Below are 19,610 nucleotides of genomic sequence, written 5' to 3'. Positions count from 1 at the left end.
GAAGCTGTAAATTTAAAAATCATGAGTCTTGAGTCTAAGATCTGATTTAATACTCCCACTTCCTTTCCTCGTTCAGTTTCTCCATATCGTCAATTTCTTCCTGTGGAATAACCTTTAAAAATGACGAATGTTGCTCTATTGCATATTCTAATTTTTCAACTATATCTTCTATAGAATCATTTTCATAATCAAATTCTAAAGCGGGTTTTATCTGAAAACTTTGAAGAATCCCTCTTTTCTTAAGTCGAATCCCTTTTTTATCAAAAGATCTTCTAAATCCGTCTATAACAATAGGAATTACTATAGGTTTATGCTGTTTGATAATGTAAGCAGTTCCTTTTCTAATTGGTTTAAAAGGTTTGGTTGTACCTTGAGGAAAAGTGATCACCCATCCGTCCTTTAAAGCGATTCCAATATTATCTGTATCTTCTTTATTTACTTCTCGTTTTACATCTTTTCCCTTAGATCGCCAGGTTCTCTCTACTGTTATAGCTCCTGCATAAGCCATAATTCTTGTGAGCAATCCTGCCTGCATGGTTTCTTTGGCGGCTACATAATACAAATTCAATTTTGGTTGCCATAAGTATCCCACATTCTTAATATTATCTACTCTCCCACTTAAACTCGCATTAAAAACATGGAACATAGCTGTAACATCTGCGAAATAGGTCTGATGATTAGAAACAAAAAGAACCTTAGTATCTGGAAGGTTTTTAATGATCTCGGAGCCCTCAATGTTCAATTCATTAAATCCTCTATAGCGCCTATGGGATAAAACTCCAAAAATACGAATTAGCCATTTTTTTATAAATAGATAATGTCCAAATGGATTTTTTGTAAATAAGCCCATGTAGTATTATTGATCTTGAATTGTTAATCTTATCTTAAAGTAGTCAAAGATACTAATAAACTTTAGAGAGCTAACTTCATTAAATCTTTTAATTCACTTAACATCATCGCAGTTGCACCCCATACTATATGCCCATTCAAAGAAAACGCAGGGACTTCAATATTTTTAGCATAAGAAGTACTTAACTCCTGATGGATCAAATTTCTTTCATCCATAAAATCTTCCAAGTCTATTTCTAATATTTTTTCTACTTCAGATTCCTGAGGAATAAGCTTAGGGGTTCTTTCTATAAGACCTACATATGGATGCACCCAAAAATTGCTTGGAGGAATATATAATTTGGTTAATTTTTTTACAACCCTCACCTCAGATTGTGGAATCCCAACTTCTTCTTCTGTTTCCCTTAAAGCCGTGTACTTTAAATTTTTATCGAAGTTTTCTACTCGACCTCCAGGAAATCCAACCTGATTGGAATGAATTCCTTTATAGGTCTTTCTCAAAATTAATACTAAATGGGTGATTCCTTCCTTATTCGGATAGAATAGCGCCATAACCCCAGCTTTATTAGGCTTTTTAGCTTTTATATCTATATTTGACAATTCATTTATACGCAATATCGGAGCCAATTTATACTGCGCCTCCACGCCTGGAAGTTCTAAATTCTTTAAATTTGAAATTTTATATGTAAATTCAGTAAAATTCATGACTCGACAAATTTCTTTCCTTTTCGCTTTGCTAATTCTTTTATTTGCAAGTTGTGAAGATACACAAAAATCAAAGATCAATAATACAAAAACCCCCTCAACCAATACCCCTATTAAGGTAAAGGACTCTACAGAAGATAAAATTGATACATCTAAAAAAAAGAAAGATAAACTATATCTTCATGATGAACCCATGCTTGTCCAAGAAAAGCTAATCCCTTTTTTAACTGAATACGGGAAGAAAAATCCGGAGAATAAATTTAGAATTAGTAACAGCTTTGGCGATATTGATGTATTGCTTTATAATGACACCCCATTACACAGGGCAAATATGATCTTGTTGATAAAGGAAGGATATTTTAATGGGACTTTTTTTCATAGAGTTGCCAAGGGTTTTGTAATCCAAGGAGGAAATTCCGATAATAAAGAAACAAGTATTAAAAGAAACAACATGGGCTCCTATTTAATTCCAAGTGAATTCGATGCTGGACATAAACATACCCGTGGGGCATTTTCAGCGGCTAAGTATGCAGAACAAAATGTTAGTAAAGCTTCTTCCCCTTTTGAGTTTTTTATTGTTCAAAGCGAACGAGGAGCCCATCATTTAGATAACGATCATACAGTTTATGGAAGAGTGATAAAAGGAATGGAGGTTGTAAATGAAATTGCTAAGCAACCTATTGGAGAAGGAGAATGGCCATTAATCAATATTCCTATTACTGTAGAGATCATAAAATAAAATTTGGTTGTAGCTTTTTTTTTCAAGTGAATAGTTTTTAACTATTTCATATGAGATGGTTTTCATCATTCTAAGATCTGTGAAATGAAGTAAATTGATTTACTTTAAAGTCTTATAATGAAATGTTTGACTAGTGTCCAAAGATTCAACTGACAATAAAAGTAAAAAAAGGTAAATTTATTATTAACTATCGTATTTCTATTTCATCTAAGTTATTCTCCAAATTAGGTTCTAAAGGCTGTGATATCTAGTAATCCCCTTATTACCAAATCTTTATAAACAAAATCTCTTGTTGCAAAGTACCTTTAGTTTTCCAACCTATTTTGTTTTAGTTTCTAACAATTTAAGGTTTAAAAAGTGTAAACTAGAAGTCTTGTCTCTTCCGTTCTAAATGAAACTAAAAGGTGCTACTTGCCGTTACATCCAGGCTTAGCATCCATATCTGGTTCTAAGCGAATGTTGCTAAGTCCTATATCTACGCCTTCACCAGCCGTCACCATGAATGCATTGCTAATTTTACTCATATCGACACCAAGATCAGCAAAGCAACTTAGGCTTATCCTATATTCTCTCCACTCATTGGCGGCGATATTTATATTTACAGTTTTATCACAAGCCGCACCTTGATTACACATGCCAATTTTGACAGTCGCGGACTTGGTTTTAAATGATTTTGCGGAGAAGGTTAGTTCCATCGCGCCATTCGTTTGACGACTCATATTGCTCGGCGAAGCCGCACTTAAAATTAGTTGGTCATAATCTGGTAGCGTCCAATTAATTCGTAATGCATCTTCTTGTGCGGTGTGGTCAGTTTTGCTAACAATCAGTCCTCCTACGAAAGTTGGAAAGCTGCCGATTTGTTTGTTCAAGTTTCCTGTTTTCAGCCATAAATTCCACGGCGCGATAGATGCACCTTTGCTAAAAAAAACACCTGTTGAAACTACTTCCATGTTTTCTAAACCAGCGTCTTCTGAAAGTTGGTCTACGACCACATCGTTTTCATAAGTAAGGCCATAACCTAACTCAAACAACTTTGTAGACTCTCGTGCTGCTAGATCTGCTGAAACTGCTGCGCTGTTTGGCCAAGAGAAAGACAGGCGACCAGTAAAGTCATAAGACGGGTCTTTCTGAAATAATAGGTCTGAGATCCCACCACCTTCGCTGCCTGGTAACCATGCAGCGACAAATGCGTCTGATCTATTTATTTCAGGATTGCTCCACATTGGGCGGCCCGATAGAAAAACCGATACCACAGGAATTCCTTTACTGCTAAATTTTTCAAGTATGTTGGTGTCAAAACCGTTTGGAACAAAGTCCAGATTTTCTAGGTCCCCTTGGAACTCCGCGTATGGGTCTTCACCGTATATTGCAATCACCACATCAGCTGTTTCGTTTGAGTCGCCATTGGGTGAAAAGATTACTTTGCCGCCAGCGATGTTAACGGCTTTCCTGATACCTTCAAATATGGACTGGCTATTCGGAAATTCATCGTTTGTATGTCCTGTACCTTGCCATGAAAGAGTCCAACCACCGCTGGTTTTAGCAATATTATCTGCCCCATCACCAATTACCATAATCGTTTTAGTTGCATCTAATGGCAATACGCCACCGTTATTCTTTAGTAAAACCATTGACTCCCGTACTGCTTGCCGCGCAATGGCTCTATTCTTAGGAAGGCCCAAAAGGCTTTCATCTCCTGCATTTTTACGCGTGCTTGGTGCCCCTTTGCTAAATATACCGGATGCAATTTTTACTCGCAGGATACGTCGCACCGCATCATCTAAGCGGGTCATGGGGATTGTGCCATCCTTCACATGCTTTAAGGTGCTTTCATATAAACCTTTCCAACTATCGGGAGCCATATACATATCGAGGCCTGCGTTTAAAGACTGTGGGCAATCAGTATTCGTACAACCGGGAACTTGACCGTGACCGTTCCAATCTCCAATAACAAAACCATTGAAACCCAGTCTACCTTTCAATACATCCGTCAACAGTTCTTTATCACCATGCAGTTTTCTGCCTTCCCAGCTAGAGAAAGAGGCCATCACAGTTTGCACACCCGCAGGTATAGCGCTGTAATATCCTGAAGCATGCACCTCTCGTAATTCTTTTTCGCTAATCTTGGCGTCACCTTGATCGATCCCATTTTCTGTAGCTCCGTCACCTAAAAAGTGTTTGGCACTAGATATAACTCGGCCATCACCCATAAAATCTGGATATCCAATATGACCTTGTAGACCATAGACAATTCGGTCTGCGTACGATTTAACGATTTCTGGATCTTCAGAAAATCCTTCATAGCTTCTACCCCAACGTAAGTCTTGTGGTATCGCTAAGGTTGGTGCAAAAGTCCAATCGTGACCAGATACTGTGAGTTCGTGGGCGGTCACTGCTGCAATTTTTTCGATTAGATCTGGGTTGCGCATAGCGCCAAGTCCAATATTATGTGGAAAGACAATTGCGCCGCGCAGATTGGTGTGACCATGTACCGCATCAATTCCCCATATATATGGGATGGCTACCTCAACACCTTCGGGGTCAATTGAGGCGTTATAATATTTATCAGCCATTGCCAACCATGTTTTGGTGTCTGCGTAAGGCAGTGGCCCAGGTGCTGAATTGCCGCCGCTGAGTATAGACCCTAATCGATATTTTTTCAACTCCTCTGGAGTGATGGATGCATTGTCTGCTTGAATAACCTGACCTACTTTTTGTTCCAAAGTAAGTTTAGGCAATAGATCATCTATTTGTGCTTCAATAGCTGGATCTAATGGTAGCGGTTTAATGATTGGCCAATCTTCAGGGTTAACTTTATTTGCTGGCGTTAATTGAACTACCACCGTTTTTTTATCTGCATCTATTCCATTAGGTGATTCTACAGGAGTTTTTAGTGGAGTACAGCCCACAATAAGAATAGAGATAACGCATACGAGTGAAATGAATGATAAAAAAGACTTGATAGCATGCATAGTGAAGAGTTTTTTAGTGGTATTGATACTATAGTAGTTGGCTACAAAGATTATTAGTTTACGGCATAAGTTAACATATTTCTTTATCTAATTATAAATTCTAGAGCAAGAAACATCATCTTTCGTACTTTCTTAATGGATTGTTGAGCACTTTCGATATATGCAATGATGCAAATTTAAAACCATGGATATTTCTTTGATAGGTCAGTTTAGAGTACAGTAGAACTGTTTTCTTCTTACGAATATATTTGTTTTTCCATAAAAAGTGTAAACCTATCTTTGTATGTGCAACATTTGCTAAAACTGGATTTAACCTGTTTCATTATCTATATGTGGTATTTAAACCCCGAGACTCAAGATTATGGGAAAGGGTGACGTGACAATTTCAAAGAGGAAAATAGATTAGTGGTCCCAAAACGGATTAATATATATTAGCATTGTTCTATTAAAATGCAATTCAGCATTAAATCTGTACATTTCAGTAAATTAAATGTTTTTAAAAATAGAACAGAGAATACATTGCTGAGTTCAACCCATAAGTGCGAAACATTTATTCTTTAGGGTTTCAATTGGGTTATGATAATTAAATTTTCTAATAGGTCTGTAATTTAGTAATCTTTCAACTTCTTTTATTCGTTTGTCCGAGACTTTTCTTAAGTCTGTTTTCTTCGGGAAGAACCTTCTTATTACGCCTATTCTATTTTCTACTGTACCTTTGTCCTGTGAGGTATAAGGCCTTGTAAAATACGTTTTGGCATTTAAAAGTTTTCCTGTTTTTTGATGCTGCGCAAACTCCATACCATTATCAAAAGTTAATGTCTTTATCCAAGAAGAGCTAAAATTGGTGAGTCTTTGCTCCATCTTTTCATACACTTCGCTAGCTTCCTTGCCGCTTAGTTTCTCCAACATTGTAACAAGGGTAGCTCTATCGGTCATTACCAAAAGTGCCGATTTGTGCTCGCTCCCCATCATCAGATCGATCTCAATATCACCAATGCGCTTCCGTTCTTCTACAACACTGGGGCGTTGATCGATACCTACGCGGCCTTTGATGCAACCTCTTTTATCCTTTTTGTTCCCTCTTTTCTGCCTTCTACTGCCATGCTTAAGATCCTTGAAGAGTTTAGAATACTTAACATCTTTTTTCTTCTTGCTTTTCTTGACACTCCAGATCCACTGGTATATTGTTTCATGGCTCACACAAGCCTCGCCTTCAAGTTCCAAACGTTCGCTGATAAGTTCGGGACTCCACTTGTTAATACGAAGCAGTGGGTCAATGCGCTCTTTCATTTGTTCTGTCAGCAATAATTGCTTGGGCTTGCATTTGTGTCGGGAATCTACCCGTCTCTGTGCATTTGTTGCCATGTATTTACCAGATGTCCTTCCGCGCTTGGCAGTGTTCCTGACCAGTTCCCTATAAACAGTTGCGGGGTGGACCCCAATAATATCAGCAATCTCACTTTTAGTGATTCTTGTTTCCAATAAGGCTTCGATTTGATACCTTTGACTCGGGTTCAATTGTTTGTATTTTTTCATGCAAGACTAATATATCAATTGATCCTAAAACTCTTGGGGCTAGCCCCAAGAGTTTTAAATATTAGTTTCGCACTTATAACTTGAACTTAGAATTTGATCTTATAACTTCTAAAAACTTTAAATTATGAAAACGATTGCAGTATTAATCGCATTACTTTTAAGTCAGCTATTTTATGCACAAACTAGCTCTCCAGAAATCGTGGTGAGTGTAGAGAACATAAAAAACGATACCGGAAAGATTATATTCGGAATTTATTCTGAAAACACTTTTCTAAAAGCTGCGCCAGAATTTGGAGCCCAAAGTGAAATTGTAGATGGAGTAGCAAGCGTAACCTTTAAGGATCTTCCTCCGGGAACCTATGCGATATCTTGCTTCCATGATAAAAACGGCAATTCGCAAATGGATTTTGAACCAACAGGAATGCCCCTAGAACCTTATGGCGTTTCTAATAATAAGATTGATTATTACGGGCCACCACAATGGAAAGACGCAAAATTTGAACTGGAAAACAAGTCACTAAATATGACTATAAAGTTGACAAACTAACTATAGGTAATTGAAGCTGAATTGTAAATTATAATAGAAAAAATCAATACCTTTGGGTACGTATTAATTCTATACTATGACTATAACTCAGCTTAAATATGTTCTAGCGGTTGCAGAACATCAAAATTTCACTAAAGCAGCGCTAAAGGTTTTTGTAACTCAACCTACTTTGAGTATGCAAATCCAAAAATTAGAAGATGAACTTGGTGTTAAGATCTTTGACCGAACTAAGAAACCAATCCAATTAACCGAGACAGGAAGAAAAATTGTAAATCAGGCACGAAATATCGTGAATGAAAGCGATCGTATTCAGGATATAGTAGATCAAGAAAAAGGCTTTATTGGAGGTACATTTAGATTAGGGATAATTCCAACCATAATGCCAACTCTGCTACCTATGTTTCTTACTAATTTTATTAAGAAGTATCCAAAAGTTAAGCTAAAGATCGAGGAATTAAATACAGAAGCAATTATTGAACGCTTAAATGAAGGGCATTTAGATGCTGCTATTGTTGCAACTCCTTTAGAATTGGATGGAATAAAAGAGCAGGTTTTATATTACGAACCTTTCGTAGCCTATATTCCTGAAGGACATCGCTTAGCGGCAGAAAAAAACTTAAACGTTGAGGATTTAGATATAGACGATATGTTGCTTTTAGAGGATGGGCATTGCTTTAAAGATGGTATCATTAACCTATGTAAAACCTCCAGAAACTATGATGGAGATCATTTTCAATTAGAAAGTGGGAGTTTCGAAACACTTATAAAATTGGCTAACGAAGGTTTAGGAATGACTTTGCTCCCCTATTTGCATACCATAGATCTAGGAGAGAAAGAAAATAAGAAACTAAAAATGTTTGAAGAGCCAGTACCAGCCAGAGAAGTGAGTTTAATTTACACTAAAAGTGAATTAAAAATACAGATAATAGAAGCCCTTCGAACTACCATTGCTGGTGTGGTAAAAGGTGCTATCGCTTTCCAGAATGTAAAGATCATAAGCCCCTTAAATAAAAGAAAGAATGTTACAAACTAAAAGATCGGCCAATTGGCCAATCTTTTAGTTTAGATATATTAGACATTGGTTTAGTTCGGGATTCTGCCGAGTTAAAGAAATTATCCAAATTTTTAACTCCTCTATTTCGTGAGGAAGAAGCCTTTGGATTGCTTTCTTAACTTCTTTACAGAATAACACCGAATCAAAACTCACTTTATAAAGAATTGTTTTGGTATATTCAAACATCGCTCTCGCCATATTATGCTACTATTTTAAGTTGTTGTTGTTCAGAAAAAAAATAAAAGTAGAAGTGAATTATAGGCTTTAATTTTAATTACTATTCTAAAGGTACAATTTTATTTCGAAAACGATTTCGTGATATTGAATATTTTTAAAATTAGTTAATCAATAGCGTCCTAAACGCTTAAAAAAGAGAAAGGAAATTTTGTTCCACAAAGTTATCTTTATGGTGCAACACAAAAAACCTTTCTCTGATGATAAATATAACCCTGTTTTCTCAAATTATCTCAAAATTAGACACATCAAAATTCAAGAAATTAGTAAAATCACATCAAAGTGATAAGCATCAAAAAGGATTCGATAGTTGGTCCCACTTAGTTTCAATGCTATTCTGTCAATTTGCCAAGAGCCAATCTGTACGCGATATCAGCAATGGACTTCGCTCTGCCACAGGCAACCTGAACCATTTAGGGATGCTGAAAGCACCCTCGAAATCTACAGTCAGCTATCAAAATAAAAACCGTAGCTGGGAGCTTTTTAGGGATTATTATTACGTGTTGTTGGAGAGTCTGGGACAGCAAGCGCAAATGAAGCGAACCAAGTTCAAAATAAAGTCAAAAATATTCTTATTGGATGCTACCACCATAAGTCTTTGTCTAAGCCTTTTTGATTGGGCAAAATACAAGACTAAAAAGGGAGCGGTAAAAATGCACACCCTTCTTGATTATGATGGTCATCTACCTGCCTATGTAAATATTACAGATGGCAAGACAGCGGATAACAAAGGGGCTTACGATGTTCCGCTTTTAAAAGGAAGTGTTATTGTTGCCGATAGATTTTACAATGATTTTGCCTTGCTGAATGTTTGGGACAGCAACGGGGTTTATTTTGTGATCAGGCATAAGGACAACATAAAGTTCAAAACCATCAAAGAGCTGGAATTGCTAGAGAACAAACACCAGCACCTTCTAAAAGATGAGATCATTGAACTGACAGGCGCCAAAACAAAAGGGAAATATCCTAAAAGATTGCGCAGGGTTGCCCTATGGGACGAGGAAAACCAACAGACCATTGAGGTCAAACATACCCATGTCCATATTTATACTAACCGGATTGGATTTGATGGAAAAGCTTATAACGACAGTTTCATTGGAAAACGAAGTCAGCTAGCTGCAGATAATGTAGCAAAAGAGTTAGGCCTTACCAGAGTTGGGGAAGTGCAACAAGAAAAATTACAAGAATTAAATCCGCAGTGACTGGCAATAAAACAGATCCATGACCGGGTTTTGGAATCTAGGCCTAAATCATTGAATCAATACATCAATAAAATGAAGGAGCATCAGGTAACAGTAATTCCAAGTGTCAATAAATCCAATCAGTTGCAAGGCTTCCGATTTGAATATAAAGAAGTGAATTTAAAGGGAAGTGATGTTCACAGATCTATGACTGGTGGTAAACTCATTGGAGAAATCAATAGAAATTCAGCATACACAAGAATGAATGAACTGCCGAGCAACTTAAAATTGATGGATAAAACAGTTCAAGTCAGTGCTAATATGGCAGCAAGCATAGCCAAAGGTTTTGTGAAACAAGTAATAAAAAGAAGCTTGGATACTGGAATAGGATTTTAAAATAATTAAAAGGATGAAAAAGCTAGACGAAATTATGGAGCTCATGACCGATGAGATGGCCGACTTTAAAACAGCAATATTAAAACTTGAATTGCTTTCAAAACAGCTTTTCAACCTGAGCATTCCCATTAGCACTGAAGCACTTGAAAAAAGCCTAAATATATTCTTAGAGAAACAGGAAGAAGAAAATCGGTTGAAAGATGAAGTTCTCAAGGATATAGAAAAAAAGCTAAAACACGCCAGGTTAATCCCTAACTACCTGTTGATCTTGTTCTGGATTCTGGGAATAATTACATTGGGGATTTTGGGTTATTTGGGTTACACAGTTCAAAAAACAGAGAAAGAAAAGTTTGTAGTTTATCGAATGGTCATGGAATCAGAAAATGATCTCTATCAGGAATATTTTTCAGAAAATCCAAAAATTAAAGAGGATTATTGCCAGTGGTTGGAAAGAAAAAAGTACGATTTGTAATGACAATTAACCTTGCCGCAAATTATCCTAATTTTACAGTAAATGCCTTGAAAACCCCTGTAAAGTCGTAATCTTTTACTGTAAATTCTAGATCAAAAGTAGTTTGCGCCCTATGCTGTTTTTATTTTACGCTTAACTTCCCGTACGCTATAAAAACAGCACAGGAACCACGCGCAGGTTAGTTATGGTAGATATGGGGCATTAAAATATTAATATTTTAATTTCAATTATTATGACAAATTCTAATTTACAAATCAGACCTAGTAAAATTCAACTAGATGAAATTCATCAATGGTTAAAGAAGGAGTATGATACAACGCATCAGGGATTCTATTGCAATTGGTCTATTATAGTTGAAGCTTTTGATAAAGAAAGATTAATAACCTTTCAATCTTCCAATAAAGCAGTTGGTTTCTTTGTCTGGCGTGCGGGAAGGGTGCATATTGAGATTGATATTATGGAAATAGCGCCTAATTTTCGGCATAAAGGATTCGGAAAAACTTTTGAAAGTTATATTAGTTCATATTTCGAAGCGAGCGGTTATAAGGCCTTCAAGTTGTTTTGCGACCCATGAGAATCGGAAAATTTCTGGAGAAAACTAGGTTTTATCAAATTCCCGGAAAGAGGTTATAGTATATCTGATCTAACCTTCTACTAACCACTAATATCATGTATAGAACCGGTTAGTCAGTCCAGTTTTCCGAATAGAATCGAACTCTGGAATTGTGACCCTTATGAAAAAAATAAGTATGCTCCTGTCTGGATATGGGAGATTAAGAATAGTCTCAATCCCATTCTTCACCCTGTTAATTGTAATTGGAATTTGAAAATTATTAAAAATAATAAAATTTATTTCGAAGATAAAGTAAAATATATCGGAGAAAAAGAATGGGAAATAGACTACCCTCCTTTTTTATATATTAAAAAATCTGTTTTATGTGGTTTGTATTAAATCATCTATACTTCGATTTATTATTGAATCCAACAAAATCAAGAATTTTGAATTAAAAAAATCCGATAATTGAAGTGAATAAGATTAATTTATCTCAAATCTTAAAATTTTAAGATATTTTAGTAGCTTTACTTCCCATATAATTTTCAGAATCCACTTCTACCCTACTAGGATTATTGAGATTTTATGGCATTTAGCTTTATCTGCGAGGATAAAAACAAATGTTGCACTATATCAAATTTTGAAAAACAGTTAACTTCTTCAGTCCAGAAATGAACAAATTATTCCCCGCAATTCTACTTCTATTTATTCTGTCTTTTCAAATTGTAAATGGTCAAATTAAATTAACCCATAATATTGGTGAAAACCCAATAGACACTGGCATGCCATCTTGTGAGGATTATGAAAACTGGGCAAGGGTTTTTGAACTTTCTGATTTCGGAATAACCTCAGGTGAACAGTTTTTAATTAAATCAATAGAGGTCGCCATTAGTAAATCTTATAATGGGGCCAACTTACAATATGGTGTTTATAGTGTTGATTCCAAATTTCCCGAATCAGAACCACTCCTTCTGGGGTATGGAGGATATATGATATTACCAAAAATAGATACTCCTCAAATTATTCAATTTGATTTAGAGACACCTGTTGTTGTACCGGCAGGAATAGAAAAAATTTTAATTACTATAGGAAAAAGCCCGGATAGTTATAATCCGAATTCCGCGGAAGTAATTATTGGGGGAACCGAAAACGACACTGGTGAATCTTGGTATACCGGATGTAGAAAATATTATTCTTATACATCAACTGATGATCTTGAAGTTCCGGTTCCAGATGCGAATTTTTACATAAATGCTACGGGAGAAACATTTAGCACTGCTAACTCTGGAGCTACCACTAGTTTGAATCACAATGTTTGTGATGAATTAATTAATCGCGTAATTTATGGGTGCACCTATGGTGGCATGGGCTACTCAAGAGATTTTATTTTAAACGATTTTGGGATATCCGAAAATGAAGAATTTATAATTAATTCTGGTCAAATTGGAATTGGCCAGGTTAAAGGAGGGACTACCATTAAATTTAGAATCTATGAAATAGATGATAATTTTCCTGCTTCATTTTCTGACACCAATTTGATAGGTGCCAGCCAGGAAGTAACTTTAGATTATTATAATTCGGTTACAAATGCAGTTCCTGAAATAATTAATGTGGAATTTGATAATCCCGTAGTTGTACCAAAGGATGTAAAAAGAATATTGGTGGAAGTTTATCAAACCAAGTATTACATGTTTCCGGCTGCTACAGAGGTAGATGACGGAAGTATAACATGGATTAGGTCCTACAACGGCGGCTGCACTCCTTTCGGAAAATTCTTAGATGTTAGAGATACGGGGTGGCCAAAAGCAAAATTATATATAAACGTTACTGGAAACGTAAAACATCTCACCAATAATTTTCAAATGAAAATTTCGAATGTCTGCTCGGAGTTTTTAACGGAATTTAGTGTAGACAATGAATCAAACATTGCTTCAATTAAATGGAATTTTGGGGACCCTTCTTCGGGTGAAGATAATACTTCTTCAGAAAGATCACCTTTTCATGATTTTTCAGCAGACGGAACATATATTATTACTGCGAAGGTTACGGGTAAAGATGGCAATATTGAACTTTTAACAGAAACCATCAATGCTAAAGAACCACCTAAGGCTTATGGAATCAACGATTTAGAAACCTGTGAAAGTTCAGCTGGTACGGGAATTTCTAATTCTTTTGATACGTCAAATATTGAATCTCAGGTTTTAGGAAATCAAACAGATAAAATTGTTACTTATATCGATGGAAGCGGAAATGAATATGTTGCACTTCCAAATCCTTTTACAAATACAATGAGGGATAGAGAAAGTATTAGGGTAAGAGTCGCTAGAATAGATGAACCATGCTGTTATGAGGAGACTACTTTTGATCTAATTGTTGATCCGGTGCCGGATCTTTCAGGTATTGAAGACATATTCTTATGCAGCAGTGACAATAACGGATTCGCTACCTTCGATTTAACTCAAATTCAGTCAGATATCTCGAGTAAAGATATTATCACGGAATTCTATTTTCAGGATGGCCAGCAAATTCCTAATTCTCAATTAAATGCAGTTGTAAATAAAATTAAAGATCAGGAAACCATAACAGTTCGGGCCATAAATACTACCACAAAATGTTATAATGAAACTGAATTCAAAATTGGGGTCACTGCTCCACCCAATGAAATTACGCTACCAGACTTAACCGGCTGTGATGACAATAACGATGGTATATCAGAATTCTTTGACACCAGCGTAATTATGGATGAGATACCCGGGAACCAGAAAAACTTAGGAGTATCTTTTTTCGATTCTGACGGAATGGAAATGAGTGAGCTACCAAATCCTTATACCAATCTTCAAATAAAAGAGGATTACTTCACTGTTAGGCTAAGAGATAAAATTAGCGGTTGTTATTCGGAAATGAAAGTACTGCTTAATACTTCCTCAAAACTTGGCATCAATCAACCTTCAGATCTTTATGCCTGTGATGAAGGTAACGGTTTTGCCTTTTTTAATACCGAGCACATAACAGAAAATATTATTGGAGGGCAGAATAACCTCAGTATCACATTTTATAATACGGAATGTGAACAGTTGAATGATTTTAATAATGGAAATTTCCGGAACCTGCAGTCCTATGAACAGGAAATAATAGCAAAAGTTGAAAACATTAGTAATAAATCCTGCTTTACTGAAGTTCATTTCAACTTAAGGACAGTAGCTCCCCCGGAAATATTAATTAAAGATACATATCAGATCTGTTATACCGGAGAATCATTGACTGTGGAAACAAGCGAAATGTATAGTGTTTCATGGTTCGGCCCTTATGGCGAGATACTTTCAAATAATTCCTCCATATCCATAAATGAAGCAGGTACTTACAGCCTTAGCATTATTAAAGAAGAAAATGGAATACTCTGCGAAAGCTATAAGGAATTTGATTTGGTTCATTCAGAAGCTCCCACTATAGATAAGATATCCTATAAAGACTTTGCCGAAAATTCTAGGGTTGAAATATTCACCTCAGGAGATGGAGATTTTGAATATTCACTGGATGGCATCAATTTTCAGGATGAAAATTTCTTTGAAGATGTTGAGGGGGGTGAATATGATATTACTATTCGCGATAAAAATGGATGTGGCCAAGCAATACAATTAATAAACATTATCAACTACGGACGATTTTTTACTCCGAATAATGATGGATATCACGATACCTGGACTATAAAAGGCATCTCTGACCAAACTACAAGTTTTATCCAGATTTATGATCGCTACGGAAAATTACTGGTACAGCTGGATCCCTCAAGTAAAGGTTGGGATGGCAATTTTAACGGTAGGCCAATGCCTTCTAATGACTACTGGTTTCAGGTAAACCTAAATGACGGCAAGGTTCATAGTGGCCATTTTTCTTTAATAAGATCCTAACCCCTTTATAAAAAAGAAAAACCACATTTAAGAATTAATGAATAATAAAACCATTTGCCAACAGTGGATATCGTAAATGCCAGGTTTTATAAAAAAGAATTAAACTAGTTTTCAGAATAGACTCTTACAACCTGGAGAAGAAGTTACTGAAATTTAATATAAGTCAGTTTATGAAGCTTTGGAAAGAACTACCAGGTTTTACAAAGCCTTAAGAATTGTCTATCATAGCAGTATTAAAAATCGAAGTAATTATAAAGAGCTGAACCAGAAGAAAGAATACGTAAAGTTGTTTATTAATGATGCTTTAGAAGATTTCAGTTTTAAGAATAAAAAGAATGTGCAGAAAGGCAACTAGTATGGACAAGAAAATATAGATATTAAAAGACCGAACAATGTTACTTGATTTGTAAGATGAAGCCAAAGAAGCCTACCAAATAATCAGAACTCTATCGCCTCGCATATAGTACATTTGATGAATTTACCGAATTTCACAAGCGCCCCTTAAACAAAATGAAATATAATATTTTGGATGAGCTGGGAATGATTCTTCCTAAACACAAACGTTAATTGTTGGTTTTTACCAATCTTATTATTAAATTAGTTAGTTTAAGTTAGTTTTTACTAACATGTAAATATTTATTATATTTGCAAGTAAATACCAACACTAATACCTTTAAATCTTATAATGATGGTAAATACTAACAAAAACTGGAGAGCATTGACCGACAAGGCTATAATTAGGGAAATTGGAGCCTATGTAAAGCATTATCGTTTGCAGCAAAACAAAACACAAGCATTAATTGCAAGTCAGGCCGGATTGAATCGTTGGACCATCAGTCAGTTAGAAAACGGAGAGGCTATCTCATTACAATCTCTCATTCAGATCCTAAGGGCATTAGATCTACTGCATATTTTTGACGTGTTTAAAATTGAAAAACAGCTTAGTCCTTTGCGAATGGCAAAATTGGAACATCAAGAGAGAAAGAGAGCGAGAAGTACAAATATTAAACGTGATATAGAGGATATATGGTAACAACAGCTTATGTCAAACTATGGGGACAAATCATTGGAGCAATAGCATGGGATGACACCAATCAGCTAGGTACTTTTGAATATACAACGGATTTTGTAGATACAGGTGTTGAAGTAGCCCCCATAAAAATGCCACTTTCCAAAAACAAGACTATATTCTCATTTCCAGAATTACGTTTGAAACAATCCGAAGGGGAAGACACTTTCAAAGGATTGCCCGGCTTAATAGCCGACGTTTTACCTGATAAATACGGGAACAAGTTGATTAATAGCTGGCTTGCTCAAAATGGTCGACCGGAAAATAGCATGAATCCCATTGAACAGTTATGTTTCATCGGCACTCGTGGTATGGGTGCCCTGGAATTTGAACCCACAACTTTTATAGCGAGAAAGAATACATTTTCAGTTGCCATAGATTCTTTAGTAGATATCGCCCAAAAAATGCTTAGTCAACGGGATGATTTCCATACGAACCTATCTAAAGATGAAGAACAGGCCATGAAGGATATTTTAAGAATCGGAACCTCCGCCGGAGGTGCCCGCCCAAAAGCCATTATCGCATATAACGAAAAAACTAAAGAGGTTCGATCAGGACAAACAACTGTTGGTAAAGGTTTCAGACATTGGTTGATCAAATTAGATGGGGTTAGTGATACACAATTTGGTGAAAGCCATGGCTATGGTCGGGTAGAAATGGCTTATTATAACATGGCTATTGCATGTGGAATTGATATGATGCCATCTCAGTTACTTGAGGAGAATGGCAGGGCTCATTTTATGACGCAACGATTTGATCGTGGTAAGGAAAATGAGAAACATCATGTCCAAACTTTTTGCGCTATGCAACATTATAATTTTAATGATGTCAATAGCTACAGCTATGAGCAACTATTTCAGACAATGCGTATTCTTGGGCTGCCTTATCCACAGGCGGAAGAAATATACCGGAGAATGGTTTTTAATGTATTAGCTCAAAACTGCGATGACCACACTAAAAACTTTGCATTTTTACTTGAGAAAGATAAAGACTGGTCCATCGCTCCCGCTTATGATATCTGCTATGCTTATAGTCCAGAAAGTATTTGGGTACATCAGCATGCACTAAGCATCAATGGAAAAAGAAAGGATATATTAAGAGAAGATCTTCAGACCATTGGTAAATCTATGAATATCAAAAAAATCGATGAAATTATCGATCAAGTTTTAGAAGTGATTAAAGAATGGGAAAACTATGCTTCCGAAGTATCCGTGAATGAGCCTTTAAAAAATAAGATTCATAATAGTTTATCGAATCATTTAGCAAGATTCACAGTATAATATATAAACGAGACCACTGGAGAAATCACCGGTGAGATCACCTAGAATCAAACTAATTCACTATTTTTATTAATAATCTAATTGCAGAATAATTAGTAAAAAAGAAAAGGAGTAAATATTTGATAATATTTTTTGATTTATTTTGATATGTTGAGAATGGCCTTGCACCTAGTTTGTACCTCAGATTTCTAAACTATCAGTGCTCATGGGAAGTGCTAACTTCTGTATTGCAAATTCATTCCAACACATCAATAATTTATATTCGGACTAAGAAATGTTTTTATTATAATTTTTTAGAATAAAAACTCATACGTTTATTCTTTAAACGTATTTTCTAAATGCTCTTATAATTTGAAATATAAAAACCCCAAGCACAATTCTATGCAGCAAATCGTATAAGTACATAATGTCTGAACTTACCGCACCGTAGACTGAATCAAATTTTCTTACTGGGTTGAATAATTGAAAGAAAACATCAAAATTCGACAAAAACGTTGTCCCTGTATTGCTAAAACAAACCATTGTTGGGCAAAAACAATATGCTAATTCAGAGAAGATTGGTAGAAATATAATATAGAAACCAAGAGTTATTAAGAAAATGATCCAAACTGGTTTCCACCAATTAAGGCCATAATCATTACTTTGATTAACCATCATAACCATTCTTTCTGATAATGGATATTTATCAGAAAGTTTAAGTTCATTTCTATAGGATCTAAGTTCTTTTGCCCGAAAGTCAATACTCTCAAGAATATTGCCGCTACTTTTCAGGGATTGTTTAAATTGCCTATATATTTCTCTTTTACTTTTTTCTATCTCTACAGCACTTAGTTCACCAGCAATTCTTAATTGTGATTCGTCAAACCACTGAACATTAGAAATAGCCATCTTATAAATAGAAATATTATCTATTTGAATTATCGAAAAGGATTTAAATGAAAAGGAGTTTAATTTCATTTCCCCCAAATCACTATCTACAAGATTTAATGTACTTTCATTACTACCTCTGCATCTATTAAAATTAATATCATTCAGATTGGTAAAATCAATCATATTCAATTGGTTGAATTCAATATTTTTGAAATTAATTTTTACATTTTCATTTATCCCAAATAATTTTGTTTCGTCAATTTTTAAATTTTCTAATTTTATATATCCTTTAGCACTGGAAGTTAATGGTAGAGTAAGCTTATTTATTTTTTCATTTGCTCCATCAAAAACAAAACCTTCAATAAAGTTCATTTCTTTTAAATAAACCTCTTCAATACTTCCAATTAGATCACTTGGTGGGTTCCTGAGTTTTAGGCTAAATTCTCTGTAAAAAGTATCATTATGAACTGCTAAAGATTTAAGTTCACTTAAATCAATTTTTACGGTATCCTCAAAAGTGTTATGGTTAAATGTGAAAGAACTAATACTTTTAATTTCTCTAAATAAGAGCCATTTTTTAAAGGTATTACTTATTAATACAATATTGGTTTTGACTTGAACCAATCGGACAATACCTTCAATTGTTGAATTCTCAATCCTAAATTCATAGGTCTCTACTTTATTAACATCAATTAAACTAGTTACATTACTATTCTTAATTTTAAATCCACCATTTCCAATTTTCACATGGTGAAGAAGTTTTACATTCTCAAAAGTGGTATTGTTTTCTATTAATAATGCCCTATGTAGAACTACATGATTTTGAATAATTAAATCTGTTCCATTACAATTATTGAAGAACAAGCTGTTATTACCATAATTATCTTGGCTGTATTCCCTTACTCTAAATTTTTGAAAAGTTATAGATTTACGAAAAGTACAATTGTTAAAACCTAGCCCAAATTTCAATTCTAAATCTTCAATTATAACTTCTTCCTTGAATTCTACATTTCTGATAATTCTATAGTCGAATTCTACACTAGCTATATCTAGATGAACTTTTTCAATTACTAAGAGTCTTTGTGAGTTTTCAACTTTTAGATTAGAATCTTTTAGCCTTTCCCAAAAATCTTTCTCTGTTATTTCTATAGTAGTTTTATCAGACATAATACTGGCTGTCTTTTGCTATTATTATACTTAAAAAACCAATTCCCTTCAGCAGCTCGTTATCAATTAAAAATTTAA

General features: G+C 35.0%; 16 protein-coding genes. 10 read left to right on the top strand and 6 right to left on the bottom strand.

All coding sequences use genetic code 11. From position 1 onward, the window contains the following. Window positions 1-46: 46 nt before the first annotated feature. Window positions 47-850: a lysophospholipid acyltransferase family protein gene (locus H033_RS0110100; protein WP_026838213.1), complete on the bottom strand. Its 804-nt coding sequence runs from the start codon at window positions 848-850 to the stop codon at window positions 47-49. 62 nt (window positions 851-912) lie between these two features. Continuing rightward, on the bottom strand, window positions 913-1,554 hold the full coding sequence (locus H033_RS0110095; RefSeq protein WP_026838212.1) for an NUDIX hydrolase: 642 nt from the start codon (window positions 1,552-1,554) through the stop codon (window positions 913-915). On the opposite strand from H033_RS0110095, the gene H033_RS0110090 reads away from it, so the two are divergent. Next, complete coding sequence (locus H033_RS0110090; RefSeq protein WP_026838211.1) at window positions 1,553-2,293, top strand: peptidylprolyl isomerase; 741 nt, start codon at window positions 1,553-1,555, stop codon at window positions 2,291-2,293. The genes H033_RS0110095 and H033_RS0110090 overlap by 2 nt on opposite strands. Before the next feature lie 407 nt (window positions 2,294-2,700). On the opposite strand, the gene H033_RS0110085 is transcribed toward H033_RS0110090, so the two are convergent. Next, window positions 2,701-5,265 (bottom strand): glycoside hydrolase family 3 protein, encoded by a 2,565-nt coding sequence (locus H033_RS0110085; RefSeq protein ID WP_026838210.1) that lies wholly within the window; start codon window positions 5,263-5,265, stop codon window positions 2,701-2,703. A 528-nt stretch (window positions 5,266-5,793) separates the two neighbouring features. Continuing rightward, window positions 5,794-6,801 (bottom strand): IS30 family transposase, encoded by a 1,008-nt coding sequence (locus H033_RS19975; RefSeq protein WP_051227868.1) that lies wholly within the window; start codon window positions 6,799-6,801, stop codon window positions 5,794-5,796. Between the two features lie 124 nt (window positions 6,802-6,925). Between H033_RS19975 and H033_RS0110075 the strand changes: the two genes are divergently transcribed. Together H033_RS0110075 and H033_RS0110070 are read left to right on the top strand one after the other, a co-directional pair. After that, window positions 6,926-7,348, top strand: a complete 423-nt coding sequence (locus H033_RS0110075; protein ID WP_026838209.1) for a DUF2141 domain-containing protein — start codon at window positions 6,926-6,928, stop codon at window positions 7,346-7,348. 76 nt (window positions 7,349-7,424) lie between these two features. Beyond that, a complete protein-coding gene (locus tag H033_RS0110070) occupies window positions 7,425-8,381 on the top strand; it encodes a LysR family transcriptional regulator (RefSeq protein ID WP_026838208.1) in 957 nt (318 codons plus the stop codon). A gap of 24 nt (window positions 8,382-8,405) precedes the next feature. On the opposite strand, the gene H033_RS22065 is transcribed toward H033_RS0110070, so the two are convergent. Next, window positions 8,406-8,600 carry a hypothetical protein gene (locus H033_RS22065; RefSeq protein ID WP_026838207.1) on the bottom strand — a complete coding sequence of 65 codons (195 nt, stop codon included), beginning with the start codon at window positions 8,598-8,600 and terminating at the stop codon, window positions 8,406-8,408. A 236-nt stretch (window positions 8,601-8,836) separates the two neighbouring features. Between H033_RS22065 and H033_RS19970 the strand changes: the two genes are divergently transcribed. From H033_RS19970 to H033_RS0110020, 7 genes are all read left to right on the top strand, one after another. Continuing rightward, entirely contained in the window at window positions 8,837-9,838 is a 1,002-nt protein-coding gene (locus tag H033_RS19970) for an IS4 family transposase (protein ID WP_231367590.1), read from the top strand. A 51-nt stretch (window positions 9,839-9,889) separates the two neighbouring features. Further along, window positions 9,890-10,213: a hypothetical protein gene (locus tag H033_RS20980; protein ID WP_155827772.1), complete on the top strand. Its 324-nt coding sequence runs from the start codon at window positions 9,890-9,892 to the stop codon at window positions 10,211-10,213. Window positions 10,214-10,226: 13 nt separating this feature from the next. After that, window positions 10,227-10,685: a DUF6730 family protein gene (locus H033_RS0110050; RefSeq protein ID WP_026838205.1), complete on the top strand. Its 459-nt coding sequence runs from the start codon at window positions 10,227-10,229 to the stop codon at window positions 10,683-10,685. 232 nt (window positions 10,686-10,917) lie between these two features. After that, a complete protein-coding gene (locus H033_RS0110045; RefSeq protein WP_026838204.1) occupies window positions 10,918-11,259 on the top strand; it encodes a GNAT family N-acetyltransferase in 342 nt (113 codons plus the stop codon). Window positions 11,260-11,909: 650 nt separating this feature from the next. After that, window positions 11,910-15,146 carry a T9SS type B sorting domain-containing protein gene (locus tag H033_RS0110035; protein WP_026838203.1) on the top strand — a complete coding sequence of 1,079 codons (3,237 nt, stop codon included), beginning with the start codon at window positions 11,910-11,912 and terminating at the stop codon, window positions 15,144-15,146. Between the two features lie 685 nt (window positions 15,147-15,831). Then, entirely contained in the window at window positions 15,832-16,179 is a 348-nt protein-coding gene (locus H033_RS0110025) for a helix-turn-helix domain-containing protein (protein ID WP_034886183.1), read from the top strand. After that, window positions 16,173-17,495 (top strand): type II toxin-antitoxin system HipA family toxin, encoded by a 1,323-nt coding sequence (locus H033_RS0110020; RefSeq protein WP_026838201.1) that lies wholly within the window; start codon window positions 16,173-16,175, stop codon window positions 17,493-17,495. The genes H033_RS0110025 and H033_RS0110020 overlap by 7 nt, the downstream gene beginning before the upstream one ends. A gap of 321 nt (window positions 17,496-17,816) precedes the next feature. Here the strand turns inward: H033_RS0110020 and H033_RS0110015 are convergent, their stop codons facing one another. Further along, on the bottom strand, window positions 17,817-19,532 hold the full coding sequence (locus tag H033_RS0110015) for a hypothetical protein (protein WP_026838200.1): 1,716 nt from the start codon (window positions 19,530-19,532) through the stop codon (window positions 17,817-17,819). Window positions 19,533-19,610: the final 78 nt, after the last annotated feature.

Source organism: Gillisia sp. JM1, assembly GCF_000424645.1.
In the GTDB taxonomy this organism is placed as follows: Bacteria; Bacteroidota; Bacteroidia; order Flavobacteriales; family Flavobacteriaceae; genus Gillisia.
The sequence above is the reverse complement of the archived record's forward strand: the minus strand, read 5'-3'. Positions and strand labels throughout refer to the sequence as shown.

What these genes read in the sequence shown, in the direction of transcription:
- H033_RS0110100 (WP_026838213.1), bottom strand. Translation starts at nt 850, where the DNA reads ATGGGCTTATTTACAAAAAATCCATTTGGACATTATCTATTTATAAAA.
- H033_RS0110090 (WP_026838211.1), top strand. Translation starts at nt 1,553, where the DNA reads ATGACTCGACAAATTTCTTTCCTTTTCGCTTTGCTAATTCTTTTATTT.
- H033_RS0110095 (WP_026838212.1), bottom strand. Translation starts at nt 1,554, where the DNA reads ATGAATTTTACTGAATTTACATATAAAATTTCAAATTTAAAGAATTTA.
- H033_RS0110085 (WP_026838210.1), bottom strand. Translation starts at nt 5,265, where the DNA reads ATGCATGCTATCAAGTCTTTTTTATCATTCATTTCACTCGTATGCGTT.
- H033_RS19975 (WP_051227868.1), bottom strand. Translation starts at nt 6,801, where the DNA reads ATGAAAAAATACAAACAATTGAACCCGAGTCAAAGGTATCAAATCGAA.
- H033_RS0110075 (WP_026838209.1), top strand. Translation starts at nt 6,926, where the DNA reads ATGAAAACGATTGCAGTATTAATCGCATTACTTTTAAGTCAGCTATTT.
- H033_RS0110070 (WP_026838208.1), top strand. Translation starts at nt 7,425, where the DNA reads ATGACTATAACTCAGCTTAAATATGTTCTAGCGGTTGCAGAACATCAA.
- H033_RS22065 (WP_026838207.1), bottom strand. Translation starts at nt 8,600, where the DNA reads ATGGCGAGAGCGATGTTTGAATATACCAAAACAATTCTTTATAAAGTG.
- H033_RS19970 (WP_231367590.1), top strand. Translation starts at nt 8,837, where the DNA reads ATGATAAATATAACCCTGTTTTCTCAAATTATCTCAAAATTAGACACA.
- H033_RS0110050 (WP_026838205.1), top strand. Translation starts at nt 10,227, where the DNA reads ATGAAAAAGCTAGACGAAATTATGGAGCTCATGACCGATGAGATGGCC.
- H033_RS0110045 (WP_026838204.1), top strand. Translation starts at nt 10,918, where the DNA reads ATGACAAATTCTAATTTACAAATCAGACCTAGTAAAATTCAACTAGAT.
- H033_RS0110035 (WP_026838203.1), top strand. Translation starts at nt 11,910, where the DNA reads ATGAACAAATTATTCCCCGCAATTCTACTTCTATTTATTCTGTCTTTT.
- H033_RS0110025 (WP_034886183.1), top strand. Translation starts at nt 15,832, where the DNA reads ATGATGGTAAATACTAACAAAAACTGGAGAGCATTGACCGACAAGGCT.
- H033_RS0110020 (WP_026838201.1), top strand. Translation starts at nt 16,173, where the DNA reads ATGGTAACAACAGCTTATGTCAAACTATGGGGACAAATCATTGGAGCA.
- H033_RS0110015 (WP_026838200.1), bottom strand. Translation starts at nt 19,532, where the DNA reads ATGTCTGATAAAACTACTATAGAAATAACAGAGAAAGATTTTTGGGAA.